Below are 15,895 nucleotides of genomic sequence, written 5' to 3' on the forward strand. Positions count from 1 at the left end.
GAAGACGAACTCTCATTTAAAAAGATGATGGAGCATAATCTAAAAATGCTAAAGCTACTCTTTGGTGAGATAGACAAAGATGGCAAAAAGAGCAAGGACTTTATGGATAGCTTTTTAAAATTTAGCATGCCACCTTTAAATTTAGTAAAAGAGCTAAATGAAAACCCAGCAGGAAAATATCTAGTAGATATGCTTGGTATAAAAAAAGATGTTGATATAAAGGCGTAGGGGGGAGTGAAATGATAACTAGCATAAACGGACTTAGCAATACACCAATACAAGATAATACTATCAAAAAAGAAAATGCAATAGAAAATGTAGCCAAAGAAGGCAAGCAAGACAAAAACGCTACCGAAGAAAAATTTGATTACTCAAAGAATCTTTTTAAACCCTGGAGCGAAACTATAAAAGAATTTATAGATATAGACAAAAGCAAAGAGGGCTGGATAGCAGATACTATAAATCGAATTGATAATATGCTGTCTGATTACACCATTCAAGAAAGACGAGCTTTATCAGCAAAAAGAGAACCAGAAAATATGGAAGAATTTAGAGTTCGCGAACTCCAAGATTACATGGACTGGTTGCTTACAAACTCTATAGACGGCAAACCAACCATGATGGGCAAACTAATAGGTCTTGGCACAAAAGAAGAAGAAGATGAACTTGATGCTTTTATGGAAACTATGTCGTCTCTTTATCCAAATAATAACAAGGAGTCGCTTAGTCTTTTAGATAGAACCGACCTAAGCATAGATGAATTTAAAACATTATTTGCCAAAGCAAGAGAGAAAGCTACAAAAGATGTCGAAGAGCAAAGAAAGCAGATAATCAAAGAAGAACAAGAATACAATGCAAATTTTGCTAAAGAGCAGGCTGAGAAGAAATTTAAACCTATGCAGGTTAAAAAGAAGTATGAGACCTATGATATAAACAAGGATCAGAAATTTCTCTTTGCAAGAGAGCTTTTAAATTTCAAAGAAAAAAGAGGCATAGATGTCTTAGAGCTTATGCAAAAGATAGATAAGAAGCAAATTTTAAATAAGATGGCTTGATAGGTAAAGCAGAACGAGGATCATCCTCTATCTTGTTATGGGATGACTTAGTAGCGACTTGCGCTAAATACAAAGATAAATTTAAACCTTTTTATCGACAACCTTTTTACCATTTTCTTCAAGCTTTTGCATGATACGAAGCACATCGATACCTCGTTCTCTCTCAAGTTCTTGAAGCTTAAGTAAAAACGAAAATTTCTCATCCTTAGTGATATCATAAGTTTCAGTGTTTTTACTTTCAGCCTGGATAGGAGTAAATTTTTTCTCTTTGGTGTCGTCGTCTTCTTCAACGCTCTCTATATCTTGAATACCCTTTTCATTCATCTCTTTTAGTATATTGACAGCATTTTTAGCATCTTCGCCAGATAAAGTTAGATCAAACCGCTCTTTTAGTGCATATTTAGCCCACTCCTCTTTAAACTCATCAACGCTCATATCGCTATCAAGCAGATCAACAGTCCTTGAGTTTTGCATAAATAGCAGTTGGCGATCGCCACGATACTCATTTAAAAATTCATTTACAGTGTATGGAGTATCTCTTAAAATTTTTGGCTTATCATTGTCTGGTTTTGCTTGCTGACCTTGTATGTATTCTACAAATAAACCTTTGCTTTCATTTATGAAATTTTTAAGATCTGATAACTGCTCGCTTGTAAAATCAGGATCATAGCCTCTAAGCTTTCCTATGATAGTGACTTTTGCTTCATCACCTTTTGTAAAGCCAGATAGCGGATATATGTGCCTATCATAAGCCGCAGCTTGAGCTTTTCTATCAAGCCTTGCGTATTTAGGAAAGCTCATACCATATCCCATATCGTTACTAAGTATTTCGTTTATATCATTAAATTTAAACCCCATCTCGCTAGCTATGTGCTCTCTAGATAGATAAGGATATGGCGAGCTAGAAATTTGCATTTTACTATCCTTAGTAAGTTTTAAACTACTCAACTATTTTTAAAAATTTGTTTGAGTGAAAATTTCTTAGTTTGTAAATCGACCTTTCAACAATTTAGTTTATATGTGACTTATCTCTACACAAAACTCTTACTAATAGAGCTTATCCTCTCACTCCAAGAATTTGCTAGAGAATTTATATCCTCACTAGTTGGTTTAAATTTCTCATATTTGTTTGAGGCAATACTTTCTGTGCTAATGTTCTTTGATCTTGCATACATCAAAAGGGTTAGCTCTTTAAGCCTCTCTTTTATGAGTGCTTTTATGCTCTCACTATCCTTGCCCACCTTTTCAAAATCCACAAAATACTCTTTATGCTCTCCAGTGCTTGATATATTATTTAGTGCAGCACTGCTAAGCTTAGTCTTTGCACTATCGCTGGGTAGCGGTCCAGAACTACGTAAAAATCCCATGAAAAGAGCCTCTTTGCTGTAACCTTCATCTGACTTATAAAAAGAGATATCAGGGTTAAAGCTAAACTCATCACCTGCCTCGCTCATCGTAAAATCAACCTCTTTTACTATGAGCCTAACGCCTGCACTTGAAAGCCCTTTGCTAAGAGTTTTGGCACTATTTAGCTCATCTATGCTAGAGTAGATGTTTGAGATAGTGGAGCTTGATAGATCTTTTAGCAAATGTCCTTTGGCATCGTAGCTAGTGCCTTTTGTGCTGTAACCTTTTGGTAGTTTGCCTATATCTGCAAGGGTGTAGCTCTTTTTATCATCACCTAAAGCGCTAGACGTCATTTGATCAAATAGTCTGTAGTAGTGCTTGATAGTGTCGGCCATATCGATGTTATCAAAGATCTTTATCTGCTCGTCTTTGCTCTTGATGTGGTTTAGCACATGGTTGCGCTCGGCAAATCGACTAAGCTCATCAAGCGTGCTTTTATGGATTTTAAAGTCCTGTGGCAAGCCCGCTGCTTTGTTAAAGTCAGCTCCCATAAAGCCTGCTTTATCCACTGTGTAGCCATAAGCTTGAAGATCATTAAAATTTAAAGAGGTGAGGCTATTTTGTGAAGAAGAGATATAAGTAAATTTAGCAGGCTCTTGGCTTGGCTTACTACTCTCTTCTTTAGTCTTTTTGTTAAAGATATCACTAAAATTTGCAGACCTGTCTTGTTTGTGCTGTTGCTTGGTGTATGAATTTATATTGGTGCTTAAGATGCTAATATCATTCATGGCTTGACCTCCTGGCTTCTTTTATGTTTAAAGCAAAAGGTGTTCCAGCGGTTTTATATTAAAAGAGTGTGGGGGGAGATGTGTGCTCCCCCCCCCAGCACAAAAAATGTTATTTATTTTTTATCGTCACCTACTTCTTCGCAAGCTACTTTATAGCGGTATTTGCACGCTAGCTCTAAGTAGCTTTTTTGAGTGGCTGCATCGTTTTTTTCGCCGTAAAAGTCAGCTAGTTTGTAGCAAGCAAGACCAAATCTTTGCTCGCATGATTTTGCAAATAGCTCATTTGCTTTGCCTTGCATTTTTGGGTCATCTTCGTAGTATTCGCCAAGTTCAAAGCAAGCTTTTGGCGTGCCAAGATCGCATGATTTGGTTAGTGATTTTACGATCGTTTCATTATCTTTTTTTGAGTTGATTGATTTTGAGTTTAGTAAAACTGCAAGTCTGTAACAGCCTCTTTTATCGCCTAGATCACAAGCTTTTTGATAGTACATGACACCTTTGTTGATGTCTCTTCTAGCATATGTTTTGCCAAGCTTTAAACACCAAACAGCTTCATTATTTGCGCATTTTTGCTCGATCCTAGCTATCTTTTCAGCTCTACCACAACCTGAGATGAACAAGATCGCAACAGCCGTTAGAATTAAATTTTTAAACACATTTACTCCTTTATCGTTAAAAATTTATTTAACTGCATTATAAAATCATATAACTTAGATTAAAATTTAAAAAGGAGCAGAAAGGTAAATTTGCCCCAAAAGGGACAAATTTATAGATAGAGCATTGTCCCAAGGCGGATCATATTTGAGCCACATTTTATCGCTAGCTCGAAGTCGCTACTCATGCCCATCGAGCAGATGCTTGCGCCTTTTGGCTTTAGGCTCTCGTAAATTTTATAAGTTAGCTCAAAGCTCTTTTGCACCTCTTTTGACTCATCCACATGCGCTCCGATGCTCATCACGCCTTTTAAATTTATATTTTTGCACTCGCTTTGGATACGCTCATAAATTTCAGCCGCATTTGCCACGCTCACACCTTGCTTTGTATCTTCATCGGCCGAGTTTATCTGAAGTAGCGTATCTAGCTTGTAGCTAAGTCTTTTATCAACCTCTACGGCTCTTTCAAAGCTATCGCAGCTTTGCCAAAGCACTGGCTTTAGACTTATCATTTGATTGATTTTATTGTTTTGCAAACGGCCGATCATGTGCCATTTGATGTCAGTAAAATTTTGTAGTTCAAGCTCTTTTTTGGCTAGCTCTTGGACTCTGTTTTCGCCAAAATTTCTTTGCCCTTGTGCGTAAAGCTCCCTTACTTCATTGCATGTCACATTTTTGCTAACGGCTATTAGCGTCACGTCTTTGCTTAAATTTTCTATCTTTTCAAGCAGCTCTTTTAAAACTATCATCATAAACCTCCGCTTAATCTCATAATGTCGTTGAAGGTCGCAAGCACCATGATGCCAAGCAGTAGCGCCCAGCCGCAGTAGGTGAGTACGACAAGCACCCACTCATTTACCTCGCGTCTAAAAATTAGTTCATAAATGTTAAATAAAATATGCCCACCATCAAGCGCTGGGATCGGAAAAAGGTTTAGCACGCCTAAATTTACAGAGATGAGCGCTACGATGGTTAAAAACACGCTAAGGCTGATCTTAGCAGCCTTTGATGTGACATCGGCGATCTGCACGATGCCTCCCACCTCTTTTAGTGGCACAGCTCCAACGACTAGCTTTTCAAAGCTTTTAAAGATGAGTTTTGAAGCCTCGATCGTCTCGCCAAAGGCAAATTTAAGGCTATTAAGGCCTGTGTGATAAATTTTCACCACTTCGCCATTTGGAGAGATGCCGATCAATGGGCGCTCGATCTTTTCATTAAATAAATTTATCGTCTTGCCTATCTTTGGTGTTAAATTTATGCTTAAAATTGAGTCGTTTCTATCTATCAAAATGGTGCTTGGCTCAAGCTTTACGTTTTTGCTGATCTCGTCCCACTCGGTTATTTTTACGCCATTTATCTCTAAAATTTTATCGTTTATTGCTATGCCAGCGCTCGCGGCTGCTGAACCTTCAACTATATATCCAACTATTGGCGCACGTTTTTCAACGCCGATAAATCCAAGCAAAATGTATATGAAAAATGCCAAGATAAAGTTAAAAAATGGCCCTGCAAATAGGATGTATATCCGCTTTATCGGACTTAGCACGTTGTAGCTGTCCGCGTCGTAGTTTTTGGCTTTTGGGTTGGTGTCGTCTTGCCCTTTTAGCTGCACGTATCCGCCAAGCGGGATCGCGCTTAGGCAGTAGTCGGTGCCGCCAACGTTTTTGGTGTAAATTTTCTCGCCAAAGCCGATACTAAAGGTATTTACTTTGACGCCGAGCATTTTTGCTGCTAAAAAGTGGCCAAGCTCGTGAAAAAATATGAGAAAACTAATGGCTAAAACGGTCACTAAAAAATAAAACGAATACGCATAAAGCCCAAGGCAAAGCAGAGCCAGCGTGAAGAGAATGCCTTTCAAAACTTACCTTTTTTTGAAAAAATTGTTGAGATTTTAGCCAAAGTTTATAAATTTACTCTCAAATTTGGCTTGCCATTTAGGCGAAAATTTCCTTTAGCCAAGAGAGTATTTTGGCTCTATTTAGCCCTTTGCTGACGCTAAAATAAGTTTTATCTTTATCGTCTAGGTCAAATTTCACATTAAAACGTGACTTTAATTGATCTATAAATGGCTTTAAATTTAAAATATCAGGGCAGGGCAAAATATCTTTTGGCAGCTCTTGCAAAAAGCTCATGCCCTCATCGTTAAAATTTATTCTAGCCCTTGGCACAGCGTCGTTTCTAAGCTCTATCTCAAATGTGTGGTCATTTATAAAAGGGGCAAAAAGGCGAATTTCTAAGTGAAATTTACCAGCTAGCTCCTCATCGCTTAAGCCTTGATTACTAAACCAGTAGCCAAAATTTACAGCATTTAGCGAGATATCAAAATCATAAGGATCAGCAGGGCTCACGCCTATATTGCGTAAAAGCTCATATATAGGTAGTTTTGCTTGCAAGCCATCATAATAGTCATAAAGCTTGGCAAGTAGCGGATGTGTGCGGCCGGCCTTCTCTTGCAAGCGTAAAATTTCAAAGATGTATCTGTGCGCAAAGGAGCGCTGCGATACCGAGCGAGTAGCTTGCATGCTTAGATAGTCTAAAATTTCAGGGCTTTTTGAAAAGCTCATAGCACTCCAAATGCCACGCAAAGTCTCTACGTCGTTATCAAATGTATCAAATTTATCTGCATGGGTTTTGTCGTATTCTAAAGCGCAGCTTAGTAAAAACTCATTTAGCTCAGGACTGATCACAGCGCCGATCTTTTCTAAATTTTTGGCATTATGATAAAAAGATGTATTGATGATCTTTTGATTTAGTTTTTTGGCTTGTTTTTGCAGTGCTGGCTCTAAATTTGCAGTGCGTTTTAGAATAATCTCTTGCAGGTCACAGCTCAAATTTAACTCTTTTTCATCGCTTTTACATAGGCAAAAATGTACTCAAACCCAGAATAAAGCGTGAGCGCAACAGCGATCCAGAGCAAAAGCTCGCCACCAGGCCAGCTCATCAGTAAAAATCCAACCGCAAACATCTGCGAGACTGTTTTTACCTTGCCAGCCATCGAAGCCGCGACCTCTACGCCGTCACTTGCCATCACGACACGAAAGCCAGTTATAAAAAACTCTCTTACCAAGATAAGATAAACAGCCCAAGCGCTCGCTCTGCCAAGCATCATAAGGCCTAAAAATGCCGCCAGTATCAGCATCTTATCAGCTAGTGGGTCAAGGATAGCGCCAAGCTTGGTCTTTTGATCCCAGCTTCTAGCGATATATCCGTCAAAAAAGTCAGTCACCGAGGCAATCACAAAGATGAGGGCTGCGAAGTAGTTTATCCAGCTTATATGAATTTGTGTAAAAATTTCTGGTGCATTTACGAGCATAAAAAACATAAGCGGAGCTAGCAATATCCTAAAAAATGCCAACGCATTTGGTAAATTTAAGCTCACAAATATGCCTTTATGTCTAGAAATTTCACTCTCATTTAAAAGTCGTGCCACCATCTATCACAAATGTATGCCCAGTCACCCAGCTAGCCTTAGACGAGCATAAAAATAGACACGCTCCTGCTAGATCGGTTGGCTGTCCCATGCGGTTTAGCGGGCTAAGCTTTGCCGTCATATCGCGCACCTCTTCGTAGTTTGTAAAGGCTCTTAGTGCGTCTGTCTCGATAGGGCCACCACTTACGACATTGACACGGATGTTTTTCTCGCCAAGCTCGGTAGCAGCGTATCTTGCCATCGCCTCAACGGCCGCTTTTGCTGTGCCGTGACCTGCGTAGTTTTCGATATAGACTAAATTTCCAGTTGAGCTTAGGCTGATTATGCTACCGCCATCCACTTTTTCCATACGTTTTGCAGCCTCTTGTGCACCCACGACAAAGGCGTTTACGGTTGCTGTGAAGATATTATTTATACCTCTTGGTTTTAGCTTCATAAATTTAGTGTATCCGCCAGCTACTGCGCGGCCTGAGATGATGGCATTTGAGATGAAAAAATCAACCCTGTCAAAGTCCTCATCTATCTTTAAAAATAGCTCCTTATAGGTCTCTGGCTCAAGGATGTTTAGCGCGTAGGCTCTAGCTTTTATCTTGTAAATAGCCTCAAGCTCTTTTGCCTGCTCTTTGGCAAGCTCTTCGTTTGAGTTATAGGTAAATGCTATATTTACGCCAGCTTTTGCAAATTCTTCGACTATGGCTCTGCCGATGCCTCTAGTGCCGCCGCTGATGACTAGCGTTTTACCTTTAAATTCGTTTAGTGTGTCCTTCATTAAAATCCCTTTATTTCGTAATTTTTAATAACTTCTTCGATCTTTTTGAAATTTTCTTTGCTCGGTTTGCAAAGTGGCAAGCGGTACTCCAAAGTGTCGATCAGTCCTGCTAGATACATCGCCGCTTTGATCGGTATCGGGTTGCTTTCGCAAAAGAGCGTTTTGTTGATCGTGTAGAGGTTGTCATTTATCAGTTTTGCTTTTTTATACTCTTCGTTCATCGCAAGGTGCGTAAGCTGTGAAATTTGATCTGGTAAGAGGTTTGCAGTGACTGAGATGACGCCCTTTCCGCCGTATGATAGGATAGGGTAGTTTATCGCATCTTCGCCGCTGATGACTACTAAATCAGGCTCGTGAGCTAGCAGGTCGACACATCTATCGATACTGCCTGTTGCTTCTTTGATGCCAAAAATATTTTTACAATCTTTAAAAAGTCTAAAAACGGTCGCTGGCAAGATATCTACGCCAACTCTGCCTGGGACGTTGTAAAGAAGTACTGGAATTTCTATACTATTTGCGATAGCCTTGTAGTGCTCGTAAAGCCCTTCTTGCGTTGGTTTGTTGTAGTAAGGAGCGACTGATAGGATGCCGTGAGCACCGTGAGCTTGGGCAAATTTAGCGATACCTATGGCCTCATGAGTGGCGTTGCTACCAGCTCCAGCTAGCACCTTGACATTTGTGCCTTTACATGCATCTACTGCGATCTCGATGCAAATTCTATGCTCATCATGCGTTAGAGTCGCGCTCTCACCAGTTGTTCCAACTGGCACAACGACGTCTATGCCGTTTTTTATCTGTCTTTTTATCAGTTTTTCAAAACTGACTTCGTCTATTTTTTGATTTTTAAATGGCGTAACTAGTGCTGTCATCGCACCTTGAAGCGAATTTTTCACGTCTATTCCTTTTTTAAGATTATTGTCGTGCTAGTTTTTTCATTGAAATATCTATTTGCTATCTCTTTTAAAAGCTTAGCATCTATCTTATCTATGTTTTTTTCAAGCTCATAAAGTGGCTTTATATCGCCTCTTGCAAGGTATGAGCCGTATAAATTCGCCACCTTGCTTGCGCTCTCAAATGAGTAGATAAAGTCCGTTTTTATCAAATTTTTAACTCTTAAAACGTCCTCTTTGTCGATTGGCTTTTTCTTTAGATCATCTATGATCTTTAAAATTTCGGTTTCAACTACGCTCGCCTCGACATCTGGGTTGCAAACTGCTAAAAATATAAATAAATTTTCATCAACGCAGCTCATATTGTAAGCATAAAATTGATTTACAAGCATGAGCTCATCGACAAGGCGTTGCTGTAAAATAGAGCTTTTACCAGTGGCTAAATATTCGCTTATCGCATTTAGTCCCACTTGATCAGCATGCCTAAAGTCTGGAATTTTATAAGCGATAGCTAGCATTTGCGTTTGGCTATCTTTGTAGATGATAGCCCTTCTTGCGCCGTCTTGCTCAGGCTCTTTGCAGTGCAGTCTTGGTATGGCTCTTTTGTTTTTTATGCCACCAAAGTTTTTCTTAGCCAGCTTAAATGCCTCGTCTTTGCTGATGTCGCCACTTATCATTAAAATGGCGTTTTTTGGCTGATAATACGTAGCGTGAAATTCTTTTATATCAGCGATCTTCCAGCTTTCGATATCTTTTATGAAGCCTATTGGCGTCCAGTGGTATGGGTGATAGATAAATGCATGGTTATAGAGCCTAAAGTAGAGGTATCCCATAGGGTTGTTGTCTGTTCGCCACCTGCGCTCCTCGTGCACCACCTCGCGCTCTGGCTGAAATTCTTTATCTTTTAGGCTTAAATTTTTCATAAGCTCGGCAAAAAGACCTAGCGTTTTGTCTAAATTTTCATTTGAGGCTTTTATGAAGTAGTGAGTGTAGTCAAAGCCCGTGCTTGCGTTATTTACACCGCCAAAGCCTTTTACTATCTCATCAAACTCGCCTGCACGTAAATTTTTGGTTGATTTGAAATTTAGATGCTCTAGCATGTGAGCGATGCCGCTTTTGCCCATCACTTCGTTTCTGGAGCCAACTTTATAAAAAACATCGACGCTTATCACTTTTGAGCCAGGATTTACTGGCACGTGATAAATTTCAAGTCCGTTGTCTAGTTTAAATTTATTAAATTTTATCAATCTCTTGCCCTCTATTTTTTAACGTTTGCGCCGACTGCTTCGCTGATAGAAGCAAAGCCATCTCTTTTTAAAAGCTCTAAAATTTCTAAATTTATATCTCTTGCGATCATCGGCCCTTTGAAGATAAAGCTTGTAAAAATTTGGACCAAATTTGCCCCCATTTTTATGCGATCATAGGCGTCTGCACCGCTATCTATGCCGCCACATGCGATAAGTGTCGTCTTGCCATAAAGCTCGTCAGCCACGGCTTTAAATATCTCTTTTGACTTTTGAGCGATCACCTTGCCGCTTAGTCCGCCAAAATCCTTTAAATTTGACGAGTGAGAGAGCGAATAATCAACGCTTGTATTTGAAACAAGTACGCCACTAGCGCCGTTTTCTACTGCACAGCTACAAAGCTTGATCGCATCTTCGTGGCTCATATCGGGAGCGATTTTAAAGATGATCGGCTTTTTAGTAAGTGGCAAAATGACGCTAAAAAGCTCTTTTATGAAGCTTTCATCTTGAAGTGCTCTTAAATTTGGCGTGTTTGGCGATGAAACGTTTATGACAAATGTATCGCAAATTTCGCTAAATTCTCTTACTAAAATTTCATAGTCTTTTATCGCATCTTCGTTTGGTGTAACCTTGTTTTTACCGATGTTTGCCCAAACTGGTATGGTAAAAGGATAGATCTTTTTTACTCTATTTTTGATAGCCTCGCAACCTTCATTGTTAAAGCCCATCGCATTTTGAATGCTCTCTTCGTCTATGAGCCTAAAAAGCCTAGGTTTTGCGTTGCCAGGTTGTGGTTTTGGCGTAAATGTGCCAAATTCTAAATGCCCAAATCCAAGAGCCGTTAGCGCCTCAAACATCGTGGCGTTTTTATCAAAGCCGCCAGCTATGCCAACTGGGTTGTGGTAGGTGCTTGAGAATAAATTTTGTTTTAGCGCATTGTCATCGACCACGCATTTGTGCGCTAAAAAGCTTAGCGAGCCAGGGAAGATTTTATTTGCCCCAACCATCGCTACTTCAGCGATCTTGTGGGCAGTTTCAGGATCAAATTTGAAAAATATAGATTTTAAAGTATCGTAGTTTAAGCTCATTTTAACCTCTTTAAAATGCCTAAAAATTTACGCAAATCTTAGCAAAAATCGCCTTAAACTAAGGCTTTGCCCTTAAGTTTTGCATAAATTTCATTTCTTTTGCTAAGCTCCTCGTCGCTTCCACTATCAATGATCTTGCCATCACTTAAAACTGCGATCTTATCGGCACTCTCGACCGTGCTAAGGCGGTGGGCGATGACAAAGATGATCTTTTTGCTTCTTAGATTATTTATCGCCTTTGTGATCTCTTTTTCGCTCTCGTTATCAAGTGCTGAAGTAGCCTCGTCAAAGATGAGGATTTGTGGGTTTTGATAAAGTGCCCTAGCTATGGCGATACGTTGTCTTTGACCGCCTGAAAGGTTAGTACCAAATTCGTTTAAGATAGAGTGGATACCATCATCAAGTTTGCTCACAAATTCATAGGCATTTGCCATTTTTAGAGCGTTTACAACGGCCTCTTCGTCAAATTCTCTGCCGTAAGCCACGTTTTTAGCGATCGTGTCGTTAAAGATATAAACTCGCTGCGTCACAAGTCCGATATTTTGGCGAAGTGAGTGAATTTTGATATCTTTTAAATTTGTGCCGTTTATCAAAATTTCTCCACCATTTACGTCGTAAAATCTCATAAGCAAATTCATAAGTGAGCTTTTTCCGCCGCCACTTGAGCCAACAAGGGCTATAAATTCTGACTTATTTGCCTCTAAATTTATCCCTTTTAAGACCTCTTTGTCGCCGTAGCTTAGGCGGACGTCGTTAAATTTGATCAAATTTATCTCTTCGTTTAGCTTATTTTGGCCATCTTTTATCTGGCTCACCTTATCCATCAAGAAAAACGTCCTCTCGCTTGCTGCGATGGCGTCTTGCATCTTATTATAGATATTTACGATGCGTTTTAGCGGGGTGTAGAGCATGAAAAGTGCTGTTAAAAACGAGAAAAATGCACCCATGTTTATCTGCCCGTCGATGACGTCTTTACCACCTATGATGATTACTGCTGCCACGCCTATTGAGCCGATGGTCTCCATTAGCGGGCTTACTAGCTGCTCGATCTTGACGCTTTTTAAATTTAACTTGAAAAATTTGTTATTTTCATCAACAAAGCGTGAATGCTCGTATTTTTGGGCGTTATTTGCCTTGATGATCTCAATATTTGTAAAAATTTCACTAAGCGCAGAGGTGATGTCTGAAGTTTTTTCTTGCGACTGCTTTGAAATTTTCTTCATCCTTTTAGCAAGGCGCGAGATCGGATAGATCGCCACTGGCATGACCACAAGGGCAAAAAACGCCAGCTTTGGACTTTGATATATGACGACGCAAAGAAGTCCGATGATAGTTATAAATTCCCTCGTAAGTTCAGGGATCATGCTTGAGACTATCGATCTTATACGGTCAATGTCGTTTGTTGTTCTGCTGATTAGCTCGCCAGTTCTAAATTCATTAAAAAAATCCATATCTAAATTTAAAAGGTTTGCAACCATCTTTTCGCGAAATCTTCTAATCGTATCTTGCCCGATATATGCCGTAAAATAGGCCTGCATGAAGGTTCCGATGTTTTTTATCACGTAGATTGCGATGATGGCGCAAGGCAAGATGTAAAGTAGCTTTTCGTTTTTCTCAACGAAAATTTTATTTAGCACAGGCTCCACAAGATAGGCACTTACCGCCGTTCCGCCACTGGCAAGCCCCATGCCGATGATGGCAAAGATGAAGTGTGGGATGTAGTCTTTAAAGTAAGGACCAAAGCGCTTTAGCACATCTTTTAAGCCAAAATTATTCATTATTTCTCTCCCAAACTGCGCCATTTGGCGTATCCATGATAGAGATATTTAGGCGAGAAAGCTCATCTCTTATCTCATCAGCCCTTGCGAAATTTCTCTCTTTTTTAGCTGCCGCGCGCTCATCAATAAGCCTCTTTATCTGCTCTTTTTGCTCGCCAGTTACGCCAAACTGAAAATACTCCACATAGTTTGTGATAGCAATGCCTAAAATTTCACCTATTAACTCTAAATTTGCCACCACTTCGGCCTTATATGCTTTATCTTTTGGGTTGTTATCAAGTCTTTCATTTGCTGTTTTTACAAACTCATCGACGCTTGCAAGTGCTTTTGAAGCGTTTAGATCATCACTTAGCGCTTCAAGTAGCTCACTTTTAAAGTTCTCATTTGCCATGCCTGCTTGCACGCCATCAACTCTTTTTTTGAGGCGGTAAATTTTATCAAGTCTCTTTTTTGAAGCCACAAGATCTTCATCTGAATAGTTAAAATGAGCCCTATAATGGCTCGTAAGCAAGTAATATCTAAGCACTTCGCCATGAACGTTTTTTAGGGCGTCCTTTACGAAAAAGCTGTTGTTTAGGCTCTTGCTCATCTTTTCGTTATTTACCTTTATAAAGCCGTTGTGCATCCAGTATTTGCTTAAATTCTTATGATAAGCACATCTGCACTGGCTTGCCTCATTTTCGTGGTGTGGAAAGAGCAGGTCGATGCCGCCAGCGTGGATGTCGATCTCAAATTCCTCGTTCTCTTTATCGCTTAAAAACTCCCTTATCATCGCTACGCACTCGGTGTGCCAGCCAGGGCGACCCTTGCCAAATGGGCTCTCGTACCATTTCTCGTCAAATTTCCAAAGCACAAAGTCTTTTTCATCTCTTTTCTCGCAAAAACATACTACGCGTGCGATTAGATCGGTGTTGTTATCCTTACCGCTGATGCTAAAATAGCCACTATCCTTGCTCGTATCGAAGTAAATTCCATCGCACGTTTTATACGCCACACCTCTATCCATAAGCACCTTGATGTAGCTAATGATCGCCTCCAAGCACTGCGTAGCCTTTGGCTTAAAGTCTGGATCAAGCACGTTTAAAGCGCCCATGTCGCTCTCGTAGTGCGCTATATATTTGTTTGTGATCTCCTCTAGGCTTTGACCAGTTTGCGCCATTTTGTTTAAAATTTTATCGTCGATGTCGGTGTAGTTTCTTGCAAATTTGACCTTGTAGCCAAGCGCTTTTAAGACCCTTCTTAAAAGATCAAAGCTAACGGCTGACTTTGCATGCCCTAAATGCGCGTCGTCATAGACCGTTGGACCGCACAGATAGATACTAACTTCACCATCTTTAATAGGGCTAAACTCAACCTTTTCTCTTTTAGAAGTATCAAAAATTCGCATTAAATATATCCTTTAAAAATGTTAAACCAAAATAGAGCAAAACCGCAAAAAGTGCGATAGCGGCTATAAATTTAGGCTCGATTATAGCTAAAAATCGCTTAGCTCCAAAGGCTCTAATGTATAAAATAAGCTGTAAAAATCCCCCAAGCGAGCTTGCAAATGCAAGGCCAGCAGCTCCAAATTTCTGCATCAAAATGACAGCTAGGATCAAATTTATCACAAGGCAGATGATAGAAATTTTAGCTGCCTCTTTTTGCTTCATATTTGCATAGAGCCAAAGTGAGAAAATTTTAGCTAGACCAAATGGCGTAAGCCCCACTAAATAGGCACTTAGCACCTTGGCGCATTCAATAGTATTTGCCCTTACGAAATTCCCTCTCTCAAACAAGAGCCAGATGATAAACTCACTTAGCACAATGCCTGTGATCGTAGCTGCTAGCAAGGCGCAAAGTAGCAGGTAAAAGCTCTTTTTCGTCCAAACTAGGGCGTTTGCCTCATCTTTTTGCTTCAAAAGTCTAGTGATCTTTGGAAAGAGTGCCTGAGAGAGTGCGATCGCAAAGATGGCAAGTGGGAGCTGAAAAATTCTATTTGCATAAAAAAGATAGCTTATCGAGCCACTTACCAAAAAGCTAGCTAGCCAAGTGTCCATAAATGCGCTTATCTGCATCGCACTTGAGCCAAGCAAGCCGTGATAAAAATTTATAAAAAAGCCTTTGCTCTGCGCTCTTTTGCCCTTAAAATATCCGCTTAGACCGCCCCAAAAAATTTTATTTAAGGCGTTAAATTTCATAGCGATTAGATGCACCAAAACCTGCAAAATGCCGCCTGCAACGACGCCAAAGCTAAGATAAAGTGCGACCACGCTTTCGCTCTTGCCACGAGCCAAAAGTAGCGAAGCGATCATGGCTAGATTTAGCAGTGCAGTAGAAAATGCAGTCGTTGCAAAGTGCCCTTTGTACTGAAGCAGCGCACCCATGAAAGTGACGATATAAACAAGGGCTAGATAGTAGAAATTTATGCGCACAAGTGGCACTGCGTCTGTGATGTTTTGCTCGCTTAAACCGCTTGCGATGATCTTTATAAAGTAGGGCGTAAATAAATTTACAAGAAGCGTCAAAACGCCTATAAAAAGTAGAAATTTGATGAAAATTTCAGCCTGAAAGATCGCTTTTTTCTTGCTATTTGCAAAATTTGGCAAAAACGCCTGCGTAAAGGCACCCTCACCAAAGATACGGCGAAATAAATTTGGTATCTTAAATGCTATAAAAAAGAGGTCGCTAAATATGCCAGCACCAAGGATAGAAGCCGTTAAAAGATCTCGTATAAGCCCTAAAATCCTTGAAGTCATGATGCCAACTGAGTTTGAAAAAAAGCCTTTTATAAACATCGCCCACCTAGTAAATTTAAAAACGCAATAGTAACAAAAGATGCTTTAAAGCTTACATAACCCAAATTTAATAAAGTTT

General features: G+C 39.8%; 15 protein-coding genes and 1 pseudogene. 2 read left to right on the top strand and 14 right to left on the bottom strand.

What is annotated here, in order from left to right:
• Nucleotides 1-228, top strand: a pseudogene (locus F3G88_RS03420) (Cj0814 family flagellar-dependent secreted protein); the annotation flags it as partial.
• Nucleotides 229-239: 11 nt separating this feature from the next.
• Nucleotides 240-1,055, top strand: coding sequence for a Cj0814-related protein (locus tag F3G88_RS03425; RefSeq protein ID WP_149715354.1), 816 nt, complete (start codon nt 240-242; stop codon nt 1,053-1,055).
• An 81-nt stretch (nt 1,056-1,136) separates the two neighbouring features.
• Here F3G88_RS03425 and F3G88_RS03430 read toward each other — a convergent pair whose 3' ends face one another.
• The 14 genes from F3G88_RS03430 to murJ all read right to left on the bottom strand — a co-directional run bounded on the left by F3G88_RS03430 (nt 1,137) and on the right by murJ (nt 15,816).
• Complete coding sequence (locus F3G88_RS03430; RefSeq protein ID WP_149715355.1) at nt 1,137-1,970, bottom strand: Cj0814-related protein; 834 nt, start codon at nt 1,968-1,970, stop codon at nt 1,137-1,139.
• A gap of 116 nt (nt 1,971-2,086) precedes the next feature.
• The gene (locus F3G88_RS03435; RefSeq protein WP_223228723.1) at nt 2,087-3,190 is read right to left on the bottom strand and encodes a Cj0814 family flagellar-dependent secreted protein; all 1,104 of its coding nucleotides are present in this window, start codon (nt 3,188-3,190) and stop codon (nt 2,087-2,089) included.
• Between the two features lie 113 nt (nt 3,191-3,303).
• A complete protein-coding gene (locus F3G88_RS03440; RefSeq protein WP_103573951.1) occupies nt 3,304-3,846 on the bottom strand; it encodes a tetratricopeptide repeat protein in 543 nt (180 codons plus the stop codon).
• A gap of 110 nt (nt 3,847-3,956) precedes the next feature.
• The gene (locus F3G88_RS03445) at nt 3,957-4,595 is read right to left on the bottom strand and encodes a YggS family pyridoxal phosphate-dependent enzyme (protein ID WP_180999957.1); all 639 of its coding nucleotides are present in this window, start codon (nt 4,593-4,595) and stop codon (nt 3,957-3,959) included.
• On the bottom strand, nt 4,592-5,701 hold the full coding sequence (rseP, locus tag F3G88_RS03450; protein WP_103573950.1) for an RIP metalloprotease RseP: 1,110 nt from the start codon (nt 5,699-5,701) through the stop codon (nt 4,592-4,594). Before rseP ends, F3G88_RS03445 begins: the two co-directional genes overlap by 4 nt.
• Nucleotides 5,702-5,777: 76 nt before the next feature.
• Complete coding sequence (locus tag F3G88_RS03455) at nt 5,778-6,674, bottom strand: hypothetical protein (protein WP_149715356.1); 897 nt, start codon at nt 6,672-6,674, stop codon at nt 5,778-5,780.
• 2 nt (nt 6,675-6,676) lie between these two features.
• Nucleotides 6,677-7,222: a CDP-diacylglycerol--glycerol-3-phosphate 3-phosphatidyltransferase gene (pgsA, locus tag F3G88_RS03460; protein ID WP_103573952.1), complete on the bottom strand. Its 546-nt coding sequence runs from the start codon at nt 7,220-7,222 to the stop codon at nt 6,677-6,679.
• Between the two features lie 31 nt (nt 7,223-7,253).
• A complete protein-coding gene (locus tag F3G88_RS03465; RefSeq protein ID WP_103573948.1) occupies nt 7,254-8,042 on the bottom strand; it encodes an enoyl-ACP reductase in 789 nt (262 codons plus the stop codon).
• Complete coding sequence (gene dapA, locus F3G88_RS03470) at nt 8,042-8,911, bottom strand: 4-hydroxy-tetrahydrodipicolinate synthase (protein WP_219809190.1); 870 nt, start codon at nt 8,909-8,911, stop codon at nt 8,042-8,044. Before dapA ends, F3G88_RS03465 begins: the two co-directional genes overlap by 1 nt.
• 26 nt (nt 8,912-8,937) lie before the next feature.
• On the bottom strand, nt 8,938-10,179 hold the full coding sequence (locus F3G88_RS03475) for a M16 family metallopeptidase (protein ID WP_103573946.1): 1,242 nt from the start codon (nt 10,177-10,179) through the stop codon (nt 8,938-8,940).
• Nucleotides 10,180-10,190: 11 nt separating this feature from the next.
• The gene (locus F3G88_RS03480) at nt 10,191-11,264 is read right to left on the bottom strand and encodes a quinone-dependent dihydroorotate dehydrogenase (protein ID WP_103573945.1); all 1,074 of its coding nucleotides are present in this window, start codon (nt 11,262-11,264) and stop codon (nt 10,191-10,193) included.
• A gap of 53 nt (nt 11,265-11,317) precedes the next feature.
• Entirely contained in the window at nt 11,318-13,042 is a 1,725-nt protein-coding gene (locus F3G88_RS03485; protein ID WP_149715357.1) for an ABC transporter ATP-binding protein, read from the bottom strand.
• Entirely contained in the window at nt 13,035-14,429 is a 1,395-nt protein-coding gene (gene cysS / locus F3G88_RS03490) for a cysteine--tRNA ligase (protein WP_149715358.1), read from the bottom strand. The genes F3G88_RS03485 and cysS overlap by 8 nt, the downstream gene beginning before the upstream one ends.
• Nucleotides 14,416-15,816, bottom strand: a complete 1,401-nt coding sequence (gene murJ / locus F3G88_RS03495) for a murein biosynthesis integral membrane protein MurJ (protein WP_149715359.1) — start codon at nt 15,814-15,816, stop codon at nt 14,416-14,418. The genes cysS and murJ overlap by 14 nt, the downstream gene beginning before the upstream one ends.
• Nucleotides 15,817-15,895: the final 79 nt, after the last annotated feature.

It is taken from the genome of Campylobacter concisus (assembly GCF_902460675.1).
In the GTDB taxonomy this organism is placed as follows: domain Bacteria; phylum Campylobacterota; class Campylobacteria; order Campylobacterales; family Campylobacteraceae; genus Campylobacter_A; species Campylobacter_A concisus_AJ.